23 protein-coding genes are annotated in these 21142 nt (G+C 74.0%); 3 read left to right on the top strand and 20 right to left on the bottom strand.

Going from position 1 to position 21142, the window contains the following annotated elements; translation table 11 throughout:
* Positions 1–6: 6 nt before the first annotated feature.
* The 9 genes from PKE99_RS21125 to PKE99_RS21085 all read right to left on the bottom strand — a co-directional run bounded on the left by PKE99_RS21125 (position 7) and on the right by PKE99_RS21085 (position 6322).
* A complete protein-coding gene (locus PKE99_RS21125) occupies positions 7–480 on the bottom strand; it encodes an SRPBCC family protein (RefSeq protein ID WP_037042902.1) in 474 nt (157 codons plus the stop codon).
* Positions 477–830 carry a DivIVA domain-containing protein gene (locus PKE99_RS21120; protein WP_037042907.1) on the bottom strand — a complete coding sequence of 118 codons (354 nt, stop codon included), beginning with the start codon at positions 828–830 and terminating at the stop codon, positions 477–479. The genes PKE99_RS21125 and PKE99_RS21120 overlap by 4 nt, the downstream gene beginning before the upstream one ends.
* Before the next feature lie 61 nt (positions 831–891).
* The gene (locus PKE99_RS21115; protein ID WP_051737062.1) at positions 892–1845 is read right to left on the bottom strand and encodes a glucosyl-3-phosphoglycerate synthase; all 954 of its coding nucleotides are present in this window, start codon (positions 1843–1845) and stop codon (positions 892–894) included.
* A 243-nt stretch (positions 1846–2088) separates the two neighbouring features.
* On the bottom strand, positions 2089–2901 hold the full coding sequence (gene folP / locus PKE99_RS21110; RefSeq protein ID WP_081923943.1) for a dihydropteroate synthase: 813 nt from the start codon (positions 2899–2901) through the stop codon (positions 2089–2091).
* 65 nt (positions 2902–2966) lie between these two features.
* On the bottom strand, positions 2967–3590 hold the full coding sequence (locus PKE99_RS21105) for an LOG family protein (protein WP_051737064.1): 624 nt from the start codon (positions 3588–3590) through the stop codon (positions 2967–2969).
* The gene (locus PKE99_RS21100) at positions 3590–4357 is read right to left on the bottom strand and encodes an LOG family protein (RefSeq protein WP_037042908.1); all 768 of its coding nucleotides are present in this window, start codon (positions 4355–4357) and stop codon (positions 3590–3592) included. The genes PKE99_RS21105 and PKE99_RS21100 overlap by 1 nt, the downstream gene beginning before the upstream one ends.
* A 37-nt stretch (positions 4358–4394) precedes the next feature.
* Complete coding sequence (dapE, locus tag PKE99_RS21095; protein ID WP_271214904.1) at positions 4395–5468, bottom strand: succinyl-diaminopimelate desuccinylase; 1074 nt, start codon at positions 5466–5468, stop codon at positions 4395–4397.
* A 78-nt stretch (positions 5469–5546) separates the two neighbouring features.
* Positions 5547–5996 (bottom strand): SRPBCC family protein, encoded by a 450-nt coding sequence (locus PKE99_RS21090; RefSeq protein ID WP_037042911.1) that lies wholly within the window; start codon positions 5994–5996, stop codon positions 5547–5549.
* The gene (locus PKE99_RS21085) at positions 5993–6322 is read right to left on the bottom strand and encodes an ArsR/SmtB family transcription factor (protein ID WP_037042914.1); all 330 of its coding nucleotides are present in this window, start codon (positions 6320–6322) and stop codon (positions 5993–5995) included. Before PKE99_RS21085 ends, PKE99_RS21090 begins: the two co-directional genes overlap by 4 nt.
* Before the next feature lie 119 nt (positions 6323–6441).
* On the opposite strand from PKE99_RS21085, the gene dapD reads away from it, so the two are divergent.
* Both dapD and PKE99_RS21075 read left to right on the top strand, forming a co-directional pair.
* Positions 6442–7377, top strand: a complete 936-nt coding sequence (dapD, locus tag PKE99_RS21080) for a 2,3,4,5-tetrahydropyridine-2,6-dicarboxylate N-succinyltransferase (protein WP_037042917.1) — start codon at positions 6442–6444, stop codon at positions 7375–7377.
* Between the two features lie 56 nt (positions 7378–7433).
* A complete protein-coding gene (locus PKE99_RS21075; RefSeq protein ID WP_037042920.1) occupies positions 7434–8369 on the top strand; it encodes a CHAD domain-containing protein in 936 nt (311 codons plus the stop codon).
* A 25-nt stretch (positions 8370–8394) separates the two neighbouring features.
* Here PKE99_RS21075 and dapC read toward each other — a convergent pair whose 3' ends face one another.
* Both dapC and fdxA read right to left on the bottom strand, forming a co-directional pair.
* Entirely contained in the window at positions 8395–9513 is a 1119-nt protein-coding gene (dapC, locus tag PKE99_RS21070; protein WP_051737065.1) for a succinyldiaminopimelate transaminase, read from the bottom strand.
* The gene (gene fdxA, locus PKE99_RS21065) at positions 9510–9836 is read right to left on the bottom strand and encodes a ferredoxin (protein ID WP_037042923.1); all 327 of its coding nucleotides are present in this window, start codon (positions 9834–9836) and stop codon (positions 9510–9512) included. The genes dapC and fdxA overlap by 4 nt, the downstream gene beginning before the upstream one ends.
* A 101-nt stretch (positions 9837–9937) precedes the next feature.
* Here fdxA and PKE99_RS21060 point away from each other — a divergent pair, with 101 nt between their 5' ends.
* On the top strand, positions 9938–10930 hold the full coding sequence (locus PKE99_RS21060; protein WP_081923924.1) for a GNAT family N-acetyltransferase: 993 nt from the start codon (positions 9938–9940) through the stop codon (positions 10928–10930).
* Here PKE99_RS21060 and PKE99_RS21055 read toward each other — a convergent pair.
* The 9 genes from PKE99_RS21055 to PKE99_RS21015 form a co-directional block, all read right to left on the bottom strand.
* On the bottom strand, positions 10927–11688 hold the full coding sequence (locus tag PKE99_RS21055; protein ID WP_037042925.1) for a hypothetical protein: 762 nt from the start codon (positions 11686–11688) through the stop codon (positions 10927–10929). The two genes, PKE99_RS21060 and PKE99_RS21055, sit on opposite strands and share 4 nt — an antisense overlap.
* Positions 11685–12083, bottom strand: coding sequence for a hypothetical protein (locus PKE99_RS21050; RefSeq protein ID WP_063739694.1), 399 nt, complete (start codon positions 12081–12083; stop codon positions 11685–11687). Before PKE99_RS21050 ends, PKE99_RS21055 begins: the two co-directional genes overlap by 4 nt.
* Complete coding sequence (mshB, locus tag PKE99_RS21045) at positions 12083–12979, bottom strand: N-acetyl-1-D-myo-inositol-2-amino-2-deoxy-alpha-D-glucopyranoside deacetylase (protein WP_037042926.1); 897 nt, start codon at positions 12977–12979, stop codon at positions 12083–12085. The genes PKE99_RS21050 and mshB overlap by 1 nt, the downstream gene beginning before the upstream one ends.
* A gap of 17 nt (positions 12980–12996) precedes the next feature.
* Positions 12997–14028 carry an ABC transporter ATP-binding protein gene (locus PKE99_RS21040; protein WP_037042927.1) on the bottom strand — a complete coding sequence of 344 codons (1032 nt, stop codon included), beginning with the start codon at positions 14026–14028 and terminating at the stop codon, positions 12997–12999.
* The gene (locus PKE99_RS21035) at positions 14025–15140 is read right to left on the bottom strand and encodes an ABC transporter ATP-binding protein (RefSeq protein ID WP_051737114.1); all 1116 of its coding nucleotides are present in this window, start codon (positions 15138–15140) and stop codon (positions 14025–14027) included. Before PKE99_RS21035 ends, PKE99_RS21040 begins: the two co-directional genes overlap by 4 nt.
* A gap of 44 nt (positions 15141–15184) precedes the next feature.
* On the bottom strand, positions 15185–16108 hold the full coding sequence (locus tag PKE99_RS21030; protein WP_037042931.1) for an ABC transporter permease: 924 nt from the start codon (positions 16106–16108) through the stop codon (positions 15185–15187).
* Positions 16101–17081: an ABC transporter permease gene (locus PKE99_RS21025; protein ID WP_037042933.1), complete on the bottom strand. Its 981-nt coding sequence runs from the start codon at positions 17079–17081 to the stop codon at positions 16101–16103. The genes PKE99_RS21030 and PKE99_RS21025 overlap by 8 nt, the downstream gene beginning before the upstream one ends.
* A gap of 156 nt (positions 17082–17237) precedes the next feature.
* A complete protein-coding gene (locus tag PKE99_RS21020; protein ID WP_037042934.1) occupies positions 17238–18974 on the bottom strand; it encodes an ABC transporter family substrate-binding protein in 1737 nt (578 codons plus the stop codon).
* Positions 18975–19214: 240 nt separating this feature from the next.
* A complete protein-coding gene (locus PKE99_RS21015; protein ID WP_037042935.1) occupies positions 19215–21053 on the bottom strand; it encodes an ABC transporter family substrate-binding protein in 1839 nt (612 codons plus the stop codon).
* Positions 21054–21142: the final 89 nt, after the last annotated feature.

The raw sequence follows: 21142 nt of genomic DNA, 5'->3' as shown, positions 1-21142 counted from the left end.
GGGACGCTACGCGGTGGGTCCGACGGTTTCGGCCAGCCGGGCCAGCCGGCGCAGCGACATCCGGAACCCGGCCGCGGTCACCGGCCCGACGAGGGGCCAGCCGAGCGCCCCCAGCCGGCCGAACGGCAGTTCCAGGCCCTCGGTCCAGGTGAAGCGGCAGCGGTCCGCGCCCTGCGCGGCCACGACGAACGAGCTGTCCCCGGTCACGACGAGCCCGGTGTGCCGGACGTCGACCCGGCCGCCGCCCTCCGGGGCGGGCTCGAACGCCCTGACGGTCATGGTGTCGACGACCCCGACGTCCCCCACCCCGGTCACGGCCACGACGACGGATCCCGGGGACCGGCCGTCGCCGGAGACCACCCGCACCCGGGTGGCGAGGATCCACTCCCGCTGCCGCTCCCAGTCGGTGACGAGGTCCCAGACGGTGGCGGCCGGGGCGGCCACGTCGACGGCGACGACCAGGTCGCGGCGGGTCCTCACCGGTCCCCCTCCGCGCGCGGGCGGGCGGCCTCGAGCTCGTGCACCCGCAGGGCGAGGGCGTCGCGCTCGTCGGTCACCCGGTCCCGCTCGTCGGTGAGCCGGTCGAGCTCCTCGGCCAGCCGGTCGAGCACCCAGTCCACCTCGGCCATCCGGTAGCCGCGCAGCGCCTGCTGGAAGCGCAGGTCGCGGACGTCGTCCCCGCGGACGGCCTCGGCGGGCAGCCGGGTGGGCGTGGCGCCGGGGGCGAGCGGGGCCAGCTCCTCGCCGCGGCCGAACACCAGCCCGGCGAGCACGAACACCACCGCCGCCACCACCGCGACGACGAGCAGGTAGATGAGCGCGGTCCCCACCCGGGCATCACATCACGGGCGGGGACGGCGCGCGAGCAGACCCGCGGGGGGCCGGTCGCGGTCAGGCGACCTGGTCCGGGGCCGCGACGAGCGTGCGCATGGGCGGCCGCTCGGTGGGGTCGAGCTCCCGGCTGTTGGGCACCCACTCCCCGCCGACCTGCACGAACTGGGTGAGCGCGGCACCGGTGTCCGGCAGCCCGGAGCGCCGCAGGGCCGTGGCCGTGATCTGCCGCGACATCACCCCGAGGTCCATCAGGTTCCGGTTGCGGTGCTTGCGCACGCCCAGGTTGACCTGCGCGATCGCGTCGAGCCCGAAGGAGGAGACGGTGTCGAGCAGCAGCCCGATCTCCACCCCGTAGCTCGTGGCGAACGGGACCGACTCGAGCAGCTCGCGGGTGCCGGCGTACTCGCCGCCGAGCGGCTGCACGATGCCGGCGAGCTCGGGCCGCAGCGCGGAGAGCAGGGGGCGCGCGACGAGCTCGGTGACCCTGCCGCCGCCGTGCTCCAGGGACTCCGCCTCGCTCACCTCCAGCCGCAGCGGGCGCCGGTAGAAGCCCTTGACCAGGTGGACGCCGCCGGCCAGCAGCAGCGGGCCGAGCAGCGACGGCACGAACCCGGGGTCGAAGTCGACCAGGTCCGAGTCGATGAAGCAGATGACGTCGCCGTCCGTGGCGGCCAGCGAGCGCCAGAGCACCTCGCCCTTGCCCGGGACCGGCTCGAGATGGGGGACGACGTCCGTGCGCAGCGCGACGCGCGCGCCGTTCGCGCGGGCGATCGCGATGGTGTCGTCGGTCGACCCGGAGTCCATGACCAGCAGGTCGTCGACCAGGGGGCGGTCGCCCTCGGTGAAGGGCCGGATGCCGGCGACGATCGCCCCGATCGTCGCCTCCTCGTTCAGCGCGGGGAGCACGACGGAGACCTTCCGGCCGCGCTTCGCGGCGATCAGGTCGTCGACGCTCCAGTCGGGCGTCTGCCAGGTGCGACGGGCGAACCAGTCCTCGGTGATGGGCATCATGGTTCTCCTCGGGTGCGTCTCGGGCGTGGTCTACGCGAGGGACGGACGGACAACTCGATGGAGCGGGCCGGGCACAGCGGAGGAGTGGGCCCCGGCAGTTGCGATTAGTTCTGGCTCCGATTACTGCAGAGGTATCAGCAGGTTACGGAGCAGTTAGGAGCATCGATTCGGTTCCGGGAACGGCGTAGCGTGAAGCCTCAAACCATTCTTCCGGGTGATTCGGATCCCTTTCCTCGCCTGTTCCTACGCCAGGGCCCGCACCGTGCGAGCAGGGGGCCGGGTACCCCGTATCGAGGCGACCATGTCGAGCACCCGCCGCGTCTCCGCGACCTCGTGCACCCGGAACACCCGGGCCCCCGCCGCCGCGGCCAGCGCCGTGGCCGCCAGCGTGCCCTCCAGCCGGCCGTCCACGTCGGCGCCGAGCGTCTCGCCCACGAAGTCCTTGTTCGACAGGGCCATCAGCACCGGCCAGCCGGTCGCGACCAGGGTGTCGCAGTGCCGCAGCAGGGCGAGGCCGTGCCAGGTGTTCTTGCCGAAGTCGTGCGTCGGGTCCACGAGGATCCCCTCGCGGGGCACGCCGAGCGCGACCAGCCGCTCGGCCTGGCGGGTCACCTCCGCGACCACGTCGGCGACGACGTCGGCGTAGCGGACCCGGTGCGGCCGGCGGCGGGGCACCGCTCCGCCGGTGTGGGAGCAGACGATCCCGACGCCCGTCTCCGCGGCCACCTCGGCCAGCGTGGGGTCGGCGCCCTGCCAGGTGTCGTTGAGCAGGTCGGCACCCTCCGCGACGGCCAGCCGCCCCACCTCGCCGCGCCAGGTGTCCACGCTGATCACGACGTCCGGGTGCCGCGCGCGCACCGCGGCCACGAACGGCACGACGCGCCGGATCTCCTCGTCGACGTCGACGACGGCGCCGGGGCCCGCCTTGACCCCGCCGATGTCCACGATGTCCGCGCCCTCGGCGACGGCGGCGTCGACCCGGACCAGCGCGGCGTCGTCGGCGAAGGTGGCGCCGCGGTCGTAGAAGGAGTCCGGCGTGCGGTTGACGATCGCCATGACCAGCGCCCGGTCGCCGGCCGGGGTGCGGGTGCCGAAGCGCAGCGGCGGGAGGACGGGCGTGCTCACGCCTGCGATCGTGACACGGATGCGCGGTCGACGGCGGCGGCCGCGGGCCCGCAGGCCTCGAGCGCCTCGTCGACCGTGCGCGCCACGACGATCCGCTCCAGCGGCGCCCGGCTCGCGAACCCGCCCTCGACCAGCCCGGACACCCAGTCGAGCAGGCCGGACCAGTGCCCGTCCGGGTCGAGCACGACGACCGGCTTGCCGTGCAGCTCGAGGGACCCGGCGGTCCACACCTCGAACAGCTCCTCGCAGGTCCCGATCCCACCGGGGAGGGCGAGGAAGGCGTCGGCGTGCGCCTCCATCAGGGCCTTGCGCTCGCGCATGGTCTCGGTGACCAGCAGCTCGTCGGAGTCGTGGTCGGCCCACTCCCGCTCCACCATCGACCGCGGGATGACGCCGACGGTGCGCGCGCCGCCCGCCCGCGCGGCCAGCGCGACGGCGCCCATCATGGAGCGCCGGCCGCCGCCGGACACGAGCGTCCACCCGCGCGCGGCGATCGCGGTGCCGGTCTCGGCGGCGAGGTCCAGGTAGCGCTGCGGCACCCCGTCCGACGATCCGCAGTAGACGCAGACCGAGTGCGGGTCGCGCCCGCCCCGCCGGATCGCCGTCCCGTCGACCGCCATCAGTGCGCCTCCTCCCAGGCCCGGTAGGCCTCGTGCACCACCTTCACGGCGTCGTCGACGTCGTCCGTGAGGTGCAGGAGGGCCAGGTCCTTCTCGCCGATCTTCCCCGACTCGAGCACCGGGCCGGCGATCCAGTCGTAGAGGCCCTGCCAGTAGTAGCTGCCGAGCAGCACGACCGGGAACTTGGTGACCTTCTTCGTCTGCACGAGGGTGAGCGCCTCGAACAGCTCGTCGAGGGTGCCGAAACCGCCGGGGAGGCAGACGAAGGCCTGGGAGTACTTGACGAACATCGTCTTGCGGACGAAGAAGTACCGGAAGTTGATGCCGAGGTCGACCCAGTCGTTGAGGCCTTGCTCGAACGGCAGCTCGATGCCGAGCCCGACCGACAGCCCGCCGGCCTCCTGGGCGCCCTTGTTGACCGCCTCCATCGCGCCCGGCCCGCCGCCGGTGATCACGGCGTAGCCGGCCTCGGCGAGCGCCGTGCCCAGCGCGCGCCCGACGGCGTACTCGTGGTGGTCGCGCGGGGTGCGCGCCGAGCCGAAGACCGTGACGGCGCGGGGCAGCTCGGCGAGCATGCCGAAGCCCTCGACGAACTCCGCCTGGATCCGCATGACCCGCCACGGGTCGGTGTGCACCCAGTCGGTGGGGCCGCGCGAGTCGAGCAGGCGCTGGTCGGTCGTCGTGGGCTCGATCTTCTGCTCGCGGCGCAGCACGACCGGACCGCGCAGCCTCTCGTCCGGGCGGGACCCGGACCCGTTGGCGCTCATGAACGCCAGCGTACGGAGCGGGTGTGAACGCCCGGGGTCAGGTCAGGAAGGTCCGCAGCACGTCCGTGCAGCGGGCGACGACCGTGACGTCGACGTGCTCGTCGCGGGTGTGTGCGAGGTTGGGGTCGCCGGGCCCGTAGTTGACGGCCGGGATCCCGAGGGCGGCGAAGCGGGCGACGTCCGTCCAGCCGAACTTGGCGCGCGCGGTCGCGCCCGTGGCGGCCAGGAACTCCTGGGCCGCGGGCTGCGCCAGGCCCGGCAACGCCCCGGGGGACGAGTCGGTGAGCGTGACGTCGAACCCGTCGAGGACCTCGCGGACGTGCTGTTCGGCCTGCTCGACCGACCGGTCCGGCGCGAACCGGAAGTTGACGCCGACCACGCACTCGTCCGGCACGACGTTGCCCGCGACCCCGCCCGCGATCCGCACGGCCTGCAGCCCCTCGCGGTACTCGCAGCCGTCGATGTCCACCCGCCGCGGGGTGTAGTCGCCCAGCCGCCGCAGCACCTCGCCGGCGTGGTGGATCGCGTTGTCCCCCAGCCAGGAGCGTGCGGAGTGGGCCCGACGGCCGCTCGTCCGGACCTCGACGCGGAGCGTGCCCTGGCAGCCGGCCTCGACCTCGCCGTCCGTAGGCTCGCCGGGGACGGCGAGGTCGGCGGCGAGCCAGTCCCGGTGATTGCGCTCGAGGCGCCCGAGGCCGTTGCGGACCGCCTCCACCTCCTCGCAGTCGTAGAACACGAGGGTGAGGTCGTGCCGCGGCTCGGTGATCGTGGCGGCGAGGTGCGCGAACACCGCGTCGCCGGCCTTCATGTCGCTCGTCCCGCAGCCGTAGAGGAGGTCGCCCTCCCACCGGCTCGGCACGTTGTCGGCGATCGGCACGGTGTCGAGGTGCCCCGCGAGCAGGACCCGCCGCTCGCGGCCGAGGTTCGTGCGGGCGAGCACCGCGTCGCCGTCGCGGAGGACCTCGAAGTGCGGCGCCTGGGCGCGCAGGGCGGCCTCGACGGCGTCGGCCAGCGCCCGCTCCTCCCCGGACACGCTGGCCATGTCGACCAGGGCGGCGGTCAGCGCGGCGGGGTCCGCGGTCAGGTCCAGGGCGACGGTCGGAGCGCTCACGCGCCCTACTGTTCCACGGGGATCGGGGTGCGGCGTCCGCCGTCTCCCCCGCGGGCGTCACGGCCTCCCCCGCGGGCGTCACGGCGCGGTGTCCACCGCCTCCTCCGTCTCCTCCGTCTCCTCCGTCTCCTCGACGAGCGCGGCCAGCCGGGGCAGCACCTCGTCCCGCCAGCCCGGCCCCATGCGGTCGAACGCGAAGCGGCCCTGCCGGTCGTCGAGGTCGAAGCCGGAGTGCTCCAGGATCAGCCGGGTCCCGCGGCCCTCGGGCACCAGAGTCCAGGTGAGCGTCCAGGTGCCGTTGAACGTGTAGACGAACCGCTCCGGCGCGCGGACCTCCAGGACCTCGCAGGCCACGTCGCCCCAGCCGGGCATCTGCAGGGTGAAGCGGTGCCCGACCTCGGCCGCCACGTCGCCCGGCGCCCACCACCGCGCCAGCAGCTCGGGCTCGGTCAGCGCCCGCCACACCTTCGCGGGCCGTCCGGCGACGAACTGGTCCACGGTCACGGCCGCGATCAGGCTGCCCTTCATCGGTCCTCACTCTCGTCCGGCATCTCGTTCTCCACGAGGTCGGCGAGATCCTTCAGCCGACCGCGCCAGTAGTGCTCGAAGGGCGCGAGCCACTCGCCGATCTCGGCCAGCGGCCCGGGCTCCAGGTGGTAGTGCCGCCGCCGCCCCTCCGGCTCGTCCCGCACCAGCCCGGCGCGCCGCAGCACGCCCAGGTGCTCGGCGACCGCCGGCCGGCTCAGCGCGAACTCCCCCGCGAGCGCCCCCGCCGTGCGCGGGCCCTCCGCCAGCAGCTCCAGCAGCCGCCGGCGCACCGGGTTGGCCAGCGCGAGGAAGACGTCGTCGGGCACGATCCCATGATGCGTCGGAGATATCCGACATGTCAACTCCTCCCGACGCTTCCCGGATCCCGGTCCGGGCCGCACCCGGAGGAGGGCGGAGCGGGCCCGGACGGTTACATTCGACGCCCGTGAGCACCGAGTTCCGCACCGATCCCGCCTCCGGCACCGGCCTGGCCACCGTCACGGCCGACGGGACCGTCCTCGACGTCTGGTACCCGGCCCCCGCGCTGGGCACGGACGCCCCCGACACCTCGGCCGACCTGGAGCCGCTGGCCGGGGAGGACGCCGACCGCGGGGTCACCATGAAGGTGGTGCGCACCGAGATCGGCTCGCTCGCCGACAAGCCGGTCGACGCCGCCGACGTCTACCTGCGCCTGCACCTGCTGTCCGGGCGGCACGTCCGCCCGCACGAGGTCAGCCTCGAGGGCCAGTTCGGGCTGCTCGCGAACGTCGCGTGGACCAACTTCGGCGCCTGCGCCGTCCCCGGGTTCGAGCTCGTCCGGGCCAAGCTCCGCACGCGCGGTCCGGTCACCGTGTACGGCGTCGACAAGTTCCCGCGCATGGTCGACTACGTGCTCCCCTCGGGCGTCCGGATCGCCGACGCCGACCGCGTCCGGCTCGGCGCCCACCTCGCCGAGGGCACCACCGTGATGCACGAGGGCTTCGTCAACTTCAACGCCGGCACGCTGGGCTCCTCGATGATCGAGGGCCGGGTCTCGGCCGGGGTCGTCGTCGGCAACGGCTCGGACGTCGGCGGCGGCGCCTCGATCATGGGCACGCTCTCCGGCGGCGGCACCGCGGTCATCTCCATCGGCGAGCGCTGCCTGCTCGGCGCCAACGCCGGCATCGGCATCTCTCTGGGCGACGACTGTGTGGTCGAGGCCGGGCTGTACGTCACCGCCGGCACGAAGGTCGCCCTGCCGGACGGCACCTCGGTCGCCGCCCGCAGCCTGTCCGGCCAGAACGGGCTGCTGCTGCGCCGCAACAGCGTCTCCGGCGCCGTGGAGGCCCTCCCCCGCACCGGCCAGGGCATCGCGCTCAACGAGGACCTGCACAAGAACTGACGGCCGACGGGCACCGGGGCCGGCGCGTTCATCTCCGTCGGCTACGGTGCCCGCTCGTGTCCGCTCCCAGCACGTCCCCGGTCGCCCTCACCGGCGCCGACCTGCCGGCCCCGCTGACGGCCGCGCCGTCGGACTCGCCGGTGCACCACGTCCGCGCCGCCCTCGACCTGCGGCTGCGGGCCCTGCTCGCCCACGACCCGGGCACCCGGGACGGCAGCGACATCGAGGACCTGCACCAGATGCGGGTGGCGGTGCGGCGGATGCGCGCGGCGCTCAAGGCGGCCCGGCCGCTGCTCGACCGAACCTGGGCGGACGGGCTGCGGGCCGAGCTGGGCTGGCTCGGCCGCGCCCTCGGGCCGGTCCGCGACCTGGACGTCCTGCTGCTGCGCCTGCGCGGCGAGATCGCGACCCTGCCCGAGCGGGAGCGGGCCTCCGGCACGCAGCTCGTCGCCTCGCTCGACGCGGAGCGCGAGACCGCCCGGGCGGCGATGCTGGCCGTGCTGGAGTCCGGGCGCTACCGGGCCCTGCTCGAGCGGCTGGCCGATGCGATCCGGCTGCCGCTGCCCACGCCGTCGGCCACCCAGGCGCAGCCCGAGCTCATCGACCTGGTGCGCGCGGAGGTGCGGCGGCTGCGCAAGGCGGTGCGCCGCGCCGGCGACGACCCGCCCGACCAGACGCTGCACGACCTGCGGATCCTCGGGAAGCGGGTGCGCTACACCGGCGAGCTGGTCGAGCCCATGCTCGGCGCGCGGGTGAAGCGGCTGCTCAAGGCCACCGCGGGGCTCCAGGAGGTGCTCGGCGACCACCAGGACGCCTGCGTGGCCGAGGAGCGGATCCGCGGCCTGCTCGACGGCCTCGGCGAGTACCCCGACGCGCACGTCGTGTTCGTGGCGGGCCGGCTCGTCGAGCGCGAGCGGGCCCGGGCCACCGAGAAGCGCGGCGAGTGGTGGGCGGCGTGGGAGCACGTCGCCGCCCGCGCCGCCGAGATCTGAGAGGTGCGGGAGCGGCGGGAGGGGCTCAGCCCTCCAGCCGCCGCACCGCCTCGTCGATCCGCTCGTCCGTGGCCGTGAGGGCGATCCGGACGTGCCGCGCGCCGGCGGGCCCGTAGAACTCGCCGGGCGCGACGAGGATCCCCCGCTCGGCCAGCGAGCGGACGGTGTCCCGGCAGGGCCGGTCCTCGGTCGTCCACAGGTAGAGCCCGGCCTCGGAGTGGTCGATCCGGTACCCGGCGCGCTCGAGAGCGCCCCGCAGCCGGCTCCGCCGCTTCTCGTAGACCTTGACCTGCTCGGCGACGTGCGCGTCGTCCGCCGCGGCCGCCGCGAGCGCGGCCTGCACCGGGAACGGCACGATCATGCCGGCGTGCTTGCGGATCTCCAGGAGCGCCTTCACCAGGGCCGCGTCGCCCGCGACGAACGCCGCGCGGTACCCCGCCAGGTTCGACGTCTTGGACATCGAGTGCACGGCCAGCAGGCCCTCGTGCCGACCCTCGCTCACCTCCGGCGACAGCACCGAGGCGACCGGCGCGCCGAAGGACAGCCCGAGGTAGCACTCGTCCGACGCCACGACCGCGCCGACCGCCCGGGCGGCGTCGACGGCGGAGCGGAGGCCGGCGGCGTCGAGCACCCGGCCCGTGGGGTTCGACGGCGAGTTGAGCCAGACCAGCTTCGTGCCGGCGGGCGGGGCCTCACCGTCGGCCAGCCGGACCACGGAGGCGCCGGCGAGCAGCGCGCCCACCTCGTAGGTCGGGTAGGCCAGCTCCGGCACCGCGACGACGTCGCCCGTGCCGAGGCCGAGCAGCGTCGGCAGCCAGGCGACCAGCTCCTTGGAGCCGATCGTGGGCAGCACCGCGGCCGGGTCGGCCCCCGCGACGCCGAAGCGGCGGGTCAGCGAGTCCGCGATCGCCTGGCGCAACGAGTCGGGGCCGTACGTGGTCGGGTAGCCGGGCTCGTCCGCGGCCGGGCCGGTCAGCGCGGCACGGACGACGGCCGGGACCGGGTCGACCGGCGTGCCGACCGAGAGGTCGACGATCCCGCCGGGGTGGCCGTTTGCGAGCGCCTTGACCTCGGCGAGGGAGTCCCAGGGGAAGTCGGGGAGCGCGATGCCCCGCCGATGGTTCGCTCGCTGCCGCTCGCTCACTCGTCGTGCTCGACCGGCGCCATGCTCTTGATCGGCTCCGGGTCGGCCTCGGTCAGCCCGACCTTCGAGGCGCCGCCGGGCGAGCCCAGCTCCTCGAAGAAGTCCGCGTTGGCCTTGGTGTACGCGCCCCACTGGTCCGGGACGTCGTCCTCGTAGTAGATGGCCTCGACCGGGCAGACCGGCTCGCAGGCACCGCAGTCGACGCACTCGTCGGGGTGGATGTAGAGCATGCGGGCGCCCTCGTAGATGCAGTCCACGGGACATTCCTCGATGCACGCCTTGTCCTTGAGGTCCACACAGGGCTCGGCGATCACGTACGTCACGGAAGGTCCTCCACAAGCGGGCGCTGTTCTGGCGCGGGCGTTCTCCGTGGCAGGTTAACCCGCGGGTACCCACTCTCACACGGGAAGGCAAGCCTCACTCGATGACTCCGGACGAGCACCCCGGGCGGCCGGGGATCGCCGCACTGATCGACGCCGCCCTGGGCGAACGGGTCGCGCTCCGGCACCGGATCGGGGAACGCGAGGGCCGCCCGCTCTACACCGACGCCGTCGGCCCGCTGTCCGACGGCGGCGCGGGCACGGTCGTCGTCGACACCCGGAAGGGGCCGGTGCGGGTGGAGCGCGCGGCCGTCGTCGCGGTGCGGGTCGTCCCGCCGGCCCCGCGCCGCCGGGCCTCCTGGAGCGCGGTGTCCCGCCTGGAGAACCTGTGTGCCGACGCCTGGCCGGCCGTGGTCGACGAGCCGCTCGGCGGCTGGCGGCTGCGCGCGGCGGGCGGTTTCACCGGCCGGGCGAACTCGGCGCTCGCCGTCGGGGACCCGGGGCTGCCGATCGACGCGGCGCTCGACCGCGTCCGGGCGTTCGCGGCGGAGCACGGCATCCCGACCCGGCTGCAGACGCCGATGGGCTCGCCCTGGTCCGAGGCCGCGGCGCGGGAGGGCTGGGTGCTCGACGGCGGGCACCAGGCCGGGCCCGAGGTCGCCGTCCTGGTGGCGGATCTCACGAACCTGGCGGCGCTGCCGTCGACCGCGGCGGTCGAGCTCACCCCGGACGCGACCGACGACTGGTGGGCGATCACCGGGGCCCCGGAGAGCGAGGCGGAGCGGCACGTCCTCACCGCGGCGGCGCGCCCGGGCTTCGCCGTGTCCCGCGGGGCGGACGGCACCCCGACGGGGGCGCTGCGGGCCGCCGTCGTGGAGGACCACCTGCACCTGTCCCGCCTGGCCACCCGCTCCGAGGTGCGACGGCAGGGGGTCGGCACCGCGCTCACGGCGGCCGCGGCGGCGTGGGGCCTCGAGCAGGGCGCCCGCTGGGCGGTGCTGCAGGTCAACCTGCAGAACGGGGGCGCCCGCGCCCTCTACGCGCGGCTGGGCTGCACCGAGCACCACCGCTACCACTACCTCGGCCCGGGCCGCTAGACCCTCGCGAGTCCTCGCCCCGCGAGCCAGCGCTGGGCCTCGCGGGCCGCGCGCTTGAGCCCGGACCACTCGCCGAGGTACTTCCCCAGCACCCCGACGACCGGCAGCATGCCGAGCGCCTCGTGGTAGAAGCGGCCGTGCGGGCGCTTGTCCAGCTCGTCCTCGACCGAGTACAGCGCCCGGCCGAGCCGCCACACCGCGGACCCGATCCTCGCCGCGGTCGGCCGGCCGCCCGTGGCCAGGTCGCCCTCGATCTCGGCGGCACGGGCGTCGGCGGCGGCGTCCTCGGCGGCCGTCGGCGTCCCCAGCTCGGGCCGGCGCCGGAACAGCACCCAGGCCAGCAGCGAGACCAGGTGGTCCTCGTCCGTGACGCCGTGCTCGCCGGCCACCGCGACCAGCAGCATGCCCTGCGCGGCGGCGCCGATGGCCGCGCCGACCGGCAGCGTGCGGGCGAGCGCGCCGCCCAGGCCGGGGATCGCGGCGACGCCGGTGGCGAACCGGCCGACCCGGTAGATCCACCACCGCTGTCGCGCGGCCACGTCCATCCGCGCCCAGGTCGCGGTGCCGGGCACCGGGGCCGCGGCCAGCGCGTCGAGCAGCTTGTCGCGGGTGGAGCGCTCACCGTCCGTCCCGCCGTCCCGGCCGCGCAGGCCGAAGGGATCGGAGTCGCGCAGCGCCGAGAGGATCGGCCGGGTGGCCCGGACGAAGGGCCGCAGGAGCCCGACGACCGCCGCGTCGGGAATGGGTCCGTCGCTCACGACCGGATCATCCCGCGCGGGTCGGCACCCCGCTCGGCGGAGCGGCGGGCGTCGGCGGAGTCGACGACCCGGCGCAGCGGCAGCAGCCCGGCGAGCAGGCCCGCGACCAGCAGCAGGAAGGACTGCCAGGTCGCCGGCAGGACGACGTCCCCGCCCGGGCCGGCGAACCCCAGCACCCCGAGGACCACGACCCAGACCGCCAGCGGCGAGGCGGCCACGGCGGTGGTGGTCGAGACCTCCGCGGCGGCGTGGATCAGCCAGGGCATGGTCAGCAGCACCAGCACAGTGCCGACCGGGGCGGGCACGGGCCCGATGTACATCGGCTGGAGCAGCAGCTCGAGCGCCGTGAGCAGGGCCGCGGCCAGCAGCACCGCCGCGAGCGTGAGCCAGCGCATCAGCCGAGCCCCGCGAACAGGTCGTCGGCGGGGGCCGGCCCCGCCCCCGAGGCCAGCACGTACTCCTCGACGTCGATCAGCGGCTGGGCGACGTCGTTGCTCATCGCGAACGCCACCGCGCCCTCCGGCCCGTCGCTCTCCCACACCGCGATCTGCGTGGCGTGCGCGCGCATCGCCGCGACGAGCGCAGCGCGGTGGCCGGACACGTCCAGCCGGGTCGTGACGACGGCGTCGGGCGCGCTGGGCAGCTCGTCCGGCTCGGGGAACCGGAACGGCATGCCGGGCAGGCCCTTGATCGACGCCAGCCCGGCGTCGAGCTCGGAGCGCGAGCGGACGGCGTGGAAGACGCGCGCGACGGTGTCCGGGCGCGCCTCCGCAACCGCGGTCGTGAGGGTGTGGGCGCGGACGTGGTCCGGGTGGCCGTAGCCGCCGTCGTCGGCGTAGGAGACGACGACCTGCGGCCGCAGCTCGTCGACGACGGCGAGCAGCTGCGCGAGCTGCTCCTCGAACGTCCCCGGCCCGGCGAGGGCCCGCGGGTGCAGCACGGCCGGGGTGACCGCGCGGGTGCCCTCGCCGTGCTCCATGCCGCTGTCCCGCCAGCGCCCGAGCCCGCCCAGGAACCGGTGCGCCGGACCCCCGAGGGCGGCGAGCGCCCCGGCCAGCTCGTGCACCCGGTACCCGCCGAGCTGGTCGCCCCGGTCCGGCGCGAGCTCGCGCAGCTCCGGCGGGATGACCTCGCCCTCCTCGCCCAGCGAGCACGTCACGACCACGCAGGCCGTGTCGGGGTCGGCGGCGTACCGGGCGATGGCGCCGCCGGTGGTGAGGGTCTCGTCGTCCGGGTGCGCGTGGACGAACAGGACCCGACGGGCGGGGAGCGCGGGGAACGCAGCGAACACTGCGGGAGCCTACGTCCTCACAGCAGCGCCCTGCGCTCGGCGTAGTGGCAGGACACCGGGTGCCCCTGCCCCCGCTCGACCAGGGCCGGCGGCTCCTCCACGCAGCGCGTCCGCTCGGCGTCGGACAGCTCGTTCGCGAACTTCGGACACCGGGTGCGGAACCGGCAGCCGGACGGCGGGTCGGCCGGGCTCGGCAGGTCCCCGACGACCGTGATCCGCTCCCGGGCCCGCTCCTTGCGGGGGTCGGGCAGCGGGATCGCCGAGATCAGCGCCTGCGTGTACGGGTGCGCCGGGCCCGCGAACAGCTCCTCGGCCGTCCCGGTCTCGACGATCGAGCCCAGGTACATGACCGCGATCCGGTCCGCGATGTGCCGCACCACGGACAGGTCGTGGCTCACGAACAGGTACGACAGCCCCAGCTCGGTCTGCAGCTCGTCGAGCAGGTTGAGCACGCCCGCCTGGATGGAGACGTCGAGGGCCGAGACCGGCTCGTCGAGCACCAGGAGCTTCGGGCGCAGGGCGAGCGCGCGGGCGATGCCGATGCGCTGCCGCTGCCCGCCGGAGAACTCGTGGGCGTACCGGTTGCCGTGCTCCGGCTTGAGCCCGACGGTCTGCATCAGCCGCCGGACCTGCTCGCGGCCGTCCTCCCGGTAGAGCCCGTGGATCCGCAGCGGCTCGGCGATGATCTCGTTCACCGGCAGCCGCGGGTCCAGCGAGGCGTACGGGTCCTGGAACACGATCTGCAGCTCGCGGCGCAGCGCGCGCATGTCGCCGCGGCCGATCTTCGTGAGGTCCCGGCCCTTGTAGAGCACCTCGCCCGAGGTCGCGGGCAGCAGGTTGAGCACCACCCGCGCGGTCGTGGACTTGCCGCAGCCGGACTCGCCGACCAGCCCGAGGGTCTCCCCCTCGGCCAGGTCGAACGAGACGTCCGAGACGGCCTGCACCGCGCCGATCTGCCGGCGGACGAGGCCCTTCGAGCGGATCGGGAAGTGCTTGACGACGTTGCGGACGCTGAGCAGCGTCCGCGTGCCCTGCTCGACCGTGGTCATGCCCGGGCCTCCCCGTCCCTGCCGGTGCCGGCGCCCTCGGCCGCGGCGAGCCCGGCCAGCGCCTCGTGGTCGGCGACCTCGCTGTCGAACACGTCGGCCGCCTCCTGGCCCTCGAGCGTCTCGGCGTAGTGACAGGCGGCGAGGTGGCCGGCGCCGGTGGTCGCGCGCAGCTCCGGCTCGCTCTCGTCGCACCGCTCGGTGTGCTTGGGGCAGCGCGGCCCGAAGGGGCAGCCGGGCGGCATGTTGACGACCGACGGCGGCGACCCCGGGATCGGGGTGAGCCGCTCGCTGGGCCGGTCGAGCCGGGGCAGGCTGCCGAGCAGGCCGAGCGTGTAGGGCATGCGCGGGGTGTAGAAGACCTCCTCCGCGGTGCCGACCTCGACGGGCTTGCCGGCGTACATGACCATCACCCGGTCCGCCTGCCCGGCGATGACGCCCAGGTCGTGGGTGATGAGCACCATCGCCGCGCCCGTCACGTCCTGCGCCGCGGCCAGGGCCTCGAGGATCTGGGCCTGCACGGTGACGTCGAGCGCGGTCGTCGGCTCGTCGGCGATGATCACGTCCGGGTCGTTGGCCATGGCGATCGCGATGACCACGCGCTGGCGCATGCCGCCGGAGAGCTCGTGCGGGTAGGAGTTCGCGCGGTCCTTCGCGTTGGGGATCCGGACCCGGTCGAGGAGCTCGACGGCGCGGTCCATGGCCACCTGCCTCGAGACGTCGTGGTGCGCCCGGACGGCCTCGGCGATCTGCGCCCCGACCGTGTAGACGGGGTTCAGCGAGGTCATCGGGTCCTGGAAGATCATCGCGATCCGGGAGCCCCGGATCCGGGTCATCTCCGCCTCGGACAGCGTGAGCAGGTCCTTGCCGTCGAACCGGACCGAGCCCTTGACCTGGGCGGTGCCCGGCAGCAGCCGCATCACCGCCATCGAGGTCACGGACTTGCCCGAGCCGGACTCGCCGACGATCCCCAGCACCTCGCCGCGGTGCAGCCGGTAGTCCACGCCGCGGACCGCGCGCACGGGCCCGTCCGCACTCGGGAAGGTCACGTCGAGGCCGGAGACCTCGAGCACGACGTCCCCCTTGGCACCCCGCGCACCCGGCGCGGGCGACAGGTCGATCTCCTCACTCGCCGTGAACTTCTCGCTCGCACGCTCGGTCACTGGCGCACCTTCGTCTGCTGCGGGTCGAACGCGTCACGCAGGCCGTCGCCGATGAAGTTGATCGTGAGCGCGATGATGATGATGAACAGGCCCGGGAAGTAGAACAGCCACGGGCGGGTGGTGAGCGCGGTCTGCGCCTCGCTGACGAGCAGGCCGAGCGAGGTGTCCGGCGGCGTGACGCCGAAGCCCAGGTAGGACAGCGAGGTCTCGAGCAGGATCGCCAGCGCGACCAGGATCGTCAGGTTGACGAGGATCGAGCCGAGGGCGTTGGGCACGAGGTGGCGCAGGATGATCCGCGTGTCGCTCGCGCCGAGTGCCTTGGCGGCCTCGACGAACTCCTTCTCCCGCAGCGACAGCACCACACCGCGCGACACCCGGGACACGTAGGCCCAGTACAGCCCGGCGATGACCAGCGCGATCAGGTACCAGGAGCCGCCGAAGTTGTGCGAGAGCATCGCGGCCACGGCGATCAGCGGCAGCGTGAGCACCAGGTCGGAGATGCGCATCATGACCGTGTCGGTCTTGCCGCCGAAGTACCCGGCGACCGAGCCCCACAGCGTGCCGACGAGCGTGGCCAGGATGGCGACGCTGACCGAGACCTGCAGCGAGATGCGGGTGCCACGCAGCACCTGGGCGAACTGGTCGCGGCCGGCGGAGTCGGTGCCGAACGGGTGGTCCCACGAGGGCGGGACGGAGTTGTCCGGGGTGTACTGGCCGGCGTCGTACTTCCAGAGCCAGCCGCCGACGTAGGCCAGCAGCACCAGCGCGACCAGCACGCAGAGGCTGACGACGGCCGCGCGGTGCTGCAGGAAGCGCCGGAGGACCAGCTGCCCCTGGCTGCGCTCGGTGACCGTGAACTCGCGGTCCGGCGCCGCGGGCGCCGACCGGGTCTCCGGGGTCTGGGTCCGGGTGTCAGGCATAGCGGATCCTCGGGTCCAGGACTCCGTAGAGGAGGTCGGCGATCAGGTTGAAGGCGATCACCACGGTCGCCGCGACCAGCAGCCAGGAGGCCGTCGCGTAGACGTCGTTGGTCCGGATCGAGGTGAGCAGGTAGTCGCCCATGCCCTTCCACTGGAAGACGGTCTCGGTGACGACGGCCCCGCCGATGATCGACGCGATGTCCAGCGCGGTCACGGTGGTCAGCGGGATGAGGGCGGTGCGCAGCCCGTGCTTGACCATCACGGTGCGCCGGGGCAGGCCCTTGGCCCGGGCCAGCCGGACGTAGTCCGAGTTCATCACCTCGAGCATCGAGGCCCGGGTGAACCTGCTCCAGGCGGCGTAGGAGATCAGCGCCAACGAGATCGTCGGCAGGATCATGTGCCCGATGATGTCCACGACGTAGGGCCCGGCGCCCCGCGGTGGAGGCACGGACGACTGGCCGATCGTGTAGATCGCCTGGGTGCCCAGGGCGCTGTTGAACGAGATGCCCGCCTGCTTGAGCAGGATCGCGAACCAGAACGCCGGCATGGCGAGGAACAGGAAGCCGACGAACGTCGCCGCGTAGTCGAACTTCGAGTACTGCTTGACCGCCGTCAGGACGCCGATCACCACCGCCAGGATCAGCGCCAGCACCATCGCCAGCGCGATCAGCCGGATGGTGACCAGGAAGCGGTCCCCCAGGTCGTGGCCGATGTTCGCCGTGGACACGACCGACGGGCCGAAGTCCCCGGTGAAGATGCCGCCGAGCCACGAGAAGTACCGCTGGAGCAGCGGCTGGTCGAGGTGCAGGCGGACGTACTCCGCATCGATCACGTTCTGCGGGGCGGGCGGGTTCTTCTCCCGCAGCGGCGCGAGCGGGTCCGCCGACGCGGAGCCCAGCGCGAAGATGACGAACGACGAGACGATCAGGACCGGTATCGAGTACAGGATCCTGCGCACGGCGAAGGCGAGCATGCGGATGTGCTTCTTCCGACTCGTGGTGGGAGCACGGTCCGCTCCGCTCGTGGCGGGGCGGGCCGCCGTCTGAGCAGGGTAACGCCGGGGACGGGCCCGGGCCGGGCGGCCGACACACGGTCGGCGCCCCGGCCGGGCCCGCCCCCGGTCCTCACGTCACGAGCCGGAGCGGATGCCCCACTCGGAGGTGTTGTACGTGATCCCGTCGAGCGACGCGTTGTTGCGCACGTTGCCCAGCGTGTTCTGCACCGCGGCCAGCGTCGGCTTCTGGTACAGCGGCAGCACGTAGGCGTCCTCGGCCATGATCTTGTCGGCCTCGTTCAGCTTGGCCCGGGCGTCGTTGATGTCCGTCGACGCCGCGGCCTCGTTGATCAGCGCGTCCGTGGTCGGGTTGACGTACTTGCCGTAGTTCGACCCGGAGTTCGACAGCCACAGCTGCTGCGCGCCGCCGAACGGCGCCGGCGACATGATCCAGCCGAACACGATGACGTCGTAGTCGCCCGAGCTGGTGGTCGTGCCCAGGCTGTCCGTCGTCGAGATCTCGACGTTCACGCCGAGCTGCTTCGCGTACTGCTGGAACAGCTCGCACTCGGTCTGCCGGACCGCGTTGCCCACGGTGTAGCGCATCCGCAGGGCCGGCACGGCCTGCCCGTTGGGCGCGACCAGCGCGGAGCCCACGCCGGTGTAGCCGGCGTCGGTGAGGACCTTCTTGGCCCGCTCGATGTCGCCGGAGCCCTGCCCGGTGGCCGTCAGGTTGTCCTGGTAGCCGTCCTGCTGCGGCACGAACATCTTGTTCTGCAGCGGCTTGATGTCCGGGTTGAACTGCCCGACCGTCTTCGCGATGACGTCCTGCGTGTTCACGGCGATGTAGAGCGCCTGGCGCAGGGCCTTGTCGGCGAGGAACGGGTTCTGCAGGTTGAAGTCGAAGTGCTCCCACGACAGCCCGGCCGCCTGCGCGTTCGAGACGTTCGGGATGTTGTTGAGCTGGTTGACGATGTCGACCTGCGGCTGCGGGAACAGCGCCTGGACCTCGTTGTTCTGCAGGGCCAGCGGCTCCTGGGTGGCGTCGGTGATCACGCGGATCACCAGCCGGTCGAGCTTGGGCTTGGTCGCGCCGTACCACTGCGGGTTCGGGACCAGCGTCAGCGCGACGTTGTCCTGCCAGTTCTCGACCTGGAACGGGCCGGCCGAGTAGGTCGGCGGGGTCTTGCCGAACCAGTCGAACGCCGCGGCGAGGCCGTCGGGCGAGTTCAGGTCACCCTGCTGGGCGCCGATGTGGGCCGGGTACAGCGGGGCGGCCGAGTTGAAGAGGCTCTGCCAGTCGGTGTAGGGCTTCGACAGCGTGACCGTGACCGTCTTGCCGTTGTCCGAGCCGGTGACCGCGGTGACCTGGTCGTAGCCGCCGTTGCCGGCGGTCTCGCACGCCGGGCAGTCCCGGGTGTTCTGCCACTTCCAGCTCATGACGAAGTCGTCCGCCGTGACGGGCGTGCCGTCGTTCCACACGGCGGCCGGCTTGATCTTGTAGACGATCGTCGTCGGGTTCGTGAGGTCCGCGGAATCCAGCAGGTCCGTGTTCAGCGTCGGCTTGAGATCGGGCGACGTGTAGAACGCGTACGTCAGCAGCGGCTTGGTCGACATGCCGGTCCAGTCGACGTTGCCCTCGGACGAGATGACGTTCCAGTTGTCGATGTTCTTCTCGGAGGCCAGCGTGACCGTCCCGCCCTGCTGCAGCTGGTCCGCCGGGACGCTGTTGCAGGTGTTGGGGTTGGTGCTGCAGTCCCCGTAGACCCCGCCCGAGCTGCCGCCGGCGCCACCACCGCCGCCGCAGGCCGCCAGGACAAGGGTCGCCGCCGTGGCGACCGCTGCGGCCGCGGCCGCCCTCGTTCTCTTCATGGACTTCCTCGATCTCTCGCCTGTCCCGGCCCGGTCGGGCCACCCGGATCGGGGCACTTCGACCCTTGCCGCGTGGCCGTCCATGTGCCGGGCGGCCCGCCCGATCCCTCGGGCAACTTAGGAACCTCACAGCTCCGCCCGCCAACGAAGTCGCCGATCGTGACCAAAGGGTGACGTGAGGTGGACAGGGCGACACATCGTGATTACTCTGGAGTAACTTTCGCCCTGCTGAGGGAAGGCTCAGCTGACCGGGGCGCTCCATCGTTGCGCCCCCGTGAGCGGTCCCGTCCCGAGCGGACCGGCGCCGAACCCGGTCGCGGCCGAGCCGGGCGCCGTGCTCACGAGGAGCGACACCTGCTGGAAGAGCGGCAGGGCCGGGAGCTGCGCCCACAGCACCCGCTCGGCCGTGGCGAGCTGGCCCGGGTCGGGCACCGCGGCAGCCGCGAGGGACTCCAGCACCGGCTGCAGCGCGGCCGAGCAGAAGCCGTTGGGCAGGGCGGGCGGCGCGGGCAGCGACGGCGTCGGGTCCGGGCAGCCGTGGTCCGAGGCCAGCTGCGGCCCGATCGGCCCGCCCACCGCCCGCGGCTCCACCAGGATGTCCGCGCGCACGGTGGCGTTGGGGGCGACGGTGCCGCTCGGCGGGGCCGACGTCGTCGCCGGGGTCGTGGCGGACGCGCTCGGGCCCGAGGTCGGGGCCACGCTCGGCGTCGGGGTGACCGTGCCGCCCGCGGACGACGGCGAGGTCGGCGGCGTGGTCGTGGAGGGCGGGGTGGCGACGACCGCCCGCTGGGTGAACAGATCCGCCGCGGGCGGCGCGACGACCTGGACCTCGATCCCGGCCGCGCGCAGCTGGTCGGCCACGGCCTCGGCCACGTCGACGTCCGTGCCGCGCTCGGCGCCGGCGGCCACGACGATGCTCAACGGGGTGTTGCCGAGGGTCCAGGCCCCGCCGGCGCCCCGGGTGTAGCCCGCCTCGGTGAGCAGCCGCTCGGCGGTGGCGGGGTCCGGGCGGGCCGGGGCGCCCGCGGGGGCGGTGGCGGCGTAGCCGGGCTGCGACGGCGCGAGCCCGAAGGCGTCGGCGGGCAGCGCGTCCGGCGCCACGGCGGCCCGGATCCGCTCGCGGTCCAGCAGGGCCCCGACGGCCTGGCGCACCCGGACGTCGGACAACGGCCCGTAGTCCGACCGCAGCGCGAGATCGGTGACGGTCGCGCGCGGCGCCGGCGCGGTGGTGATCGCGTTGCCGAGCGAGGCGAGGGCCTCGGTGACCTCCGGGCCCGAGGTGGGCATCGCGACGTCGACGTCGCCGACCCGCAGGCCCTCGGCGAGGGTCTGCGGCCCCAGCCGGCGGAGCACGACCTGGTCGAGCGTCGCCGGGGTGGCCCAGTACAGGTCGTTGCGGACGAGCGTGACCTCGCCGCGCGCCCGGTCCACCGCCGCGACCCGGAACGGCCCGCCCGACGCCGGCAGCCCGCCCTGCAGCGCCCCGGTCCACGAGCCGGGGGCGTCCTTGAGGATCTGCGCGGGCAGCAGCCCGCTGAACAGGTACTGCCACTGCGGGTACGGCTCGTCGAACACGACGTCGACGGCCTTGCCGCCGGCCCGCGACCGGACGTCCGTGACGTGCCGGTACCCCTCGGCGTCGATCGTGCCGGGCTGGGTGCGCATCTGCTGCCAGAGGTACACGAAGTCCTCGGCGGCGATCGGCGAGTTCGACGACCACGAGGCCTGCACGTTGAGCTCGTAGCTCACGGTGAACGGGCTGGTCGAGGTGACCTCGGCGCTGGTCGCGACCGTGCGGTCGAGCTGCAGGGCGCCGTCGGCGTCGGGCCGGAACACCGACGGCAGCACCAGGGTGGCCAGCGCCTGCGTGACCGGCGAGCGGTCGGCGAGCAGGTGCGGGTTGAAGCCGGCACCGAGGTCGTCCACGCCGACGACGACCTCGGTCGCCCGGGCGGTCACGGGCGGCGGCGCGGGCTGCGGCGGGGCGGGCTGCTCCACCGGGGCGTCCGTGCACGCTGCCAGCAGCGTGAGCAGGCAGGCGCCGACGACGAGCAGCGTCCTGCGCGCCCAGCCGGTCACGTGCCCTCCCCCGCGCGGCGGGCCGGGCGGCCCGCCTGGCCGCCATCGTCGCACCGGCGACGTGGCGGCCGGGTGTGGGGCCCGGCCCG

This window comes from Pseudonocardia halophobica (assembly GCF_027922425.1).
GTDB lineage: Bacteria > Actinomycetota > Actinomycetes > Mycobacteriales > Pseudonocardiaceae > Pseudonocardia > Pseudonocardia halophobica.
Note: the sequence above shows the minus strand (reverse complement) of the source record. Positions and strands in the feature narration are given on the sequence as shown.

What these genes read in the sequence shown, in the direction of transcription:
- PKE99_RS21105 (WP_051737064.1), bottom strand. Translation starts at nt 3,590, where the DNA reads ATGGCGGTCGACGGGACGGCGATCCGGCGGGGCGGGCGCGACCCGCAC.
- folP (WP_081923943.1), bottom strand. Translation starts at nt 2,901, where the DNA reads ATGGCGATCGTCAACCGCACGCCGGACTCCTTCTACGACCGCGGCGCC.
- PKE99_RS21030 (WP_037042931.1), bottom strand. Translation starts at nt 16,108, where the DNA reads ATGCCTGACACCCGGACCCAGACCCCGGAGACCCGGTCGGCGCCCGCG.
- PKE99_RS21050 (WP_063739694.1), bottom strand. Translation starts at nt 12,083, where the DNA reads ATGCGCTGGCTCACGCTCGCGGCGGTGCTGCTGGCCGCGGCCCTGCTC.
- PKE99_RS21115 (WP_051737062.1), bottom strand. Translation starts at nt 1,845, where the DNA reads ATGATGCCCATCACCGAGGACTGGTTCGCCCGTCGCACCTGGCAGACG.
- PKE99_RS21090 (WP_037042911.1), bottom strand. Translation starts at nt 5,996, where the DNA reads ATGAAGGGCAGCCTGATCGCGGCCGTGACCGTGGACCAGTTCGTCGCC.
- PKE99_RS21040 (WP_037042927.1), bottom strand. Translation starts at nt 14,028, where the DNA reads ATGACCACGGTCGAGCAGGGCACGCGGACGCTGCTCAGCGTCCGCAAC.
- PKE99_RS21100 (WP_037042908.1), bottom strand. Translation starts at nt 4,357, where the DNA reads ATGAGCGCCAACGGGTCCGGGTCCCGCCCGGACGAGAGGCTGCGCGGT.
- PKE99_RS21060 (WP_081923924.1), top strand. Translation starts at nt 9,938, where the DNA reads ATGACTCCGGACGAGCACCCCGGGCGGCCGGGGATCGCCGCACTGATC.
- PKE99_RS21025 (WP_037042933.1), bottom strand. Translation starts at nt 17,081, where the DNA reads ATGCTCGCCTTCGCCGTGCGCAGGATCCTGTACTCGATACCGGTCCTG.
- PKE99_RS21020 (WP_037042934.1), bottom strand. Translation starts at nt 18,974, where the DNA reads ATGAAGAGAACGAGGGCGGCCGCGGCCGCAGCGGTCGCCACGGCGGCG.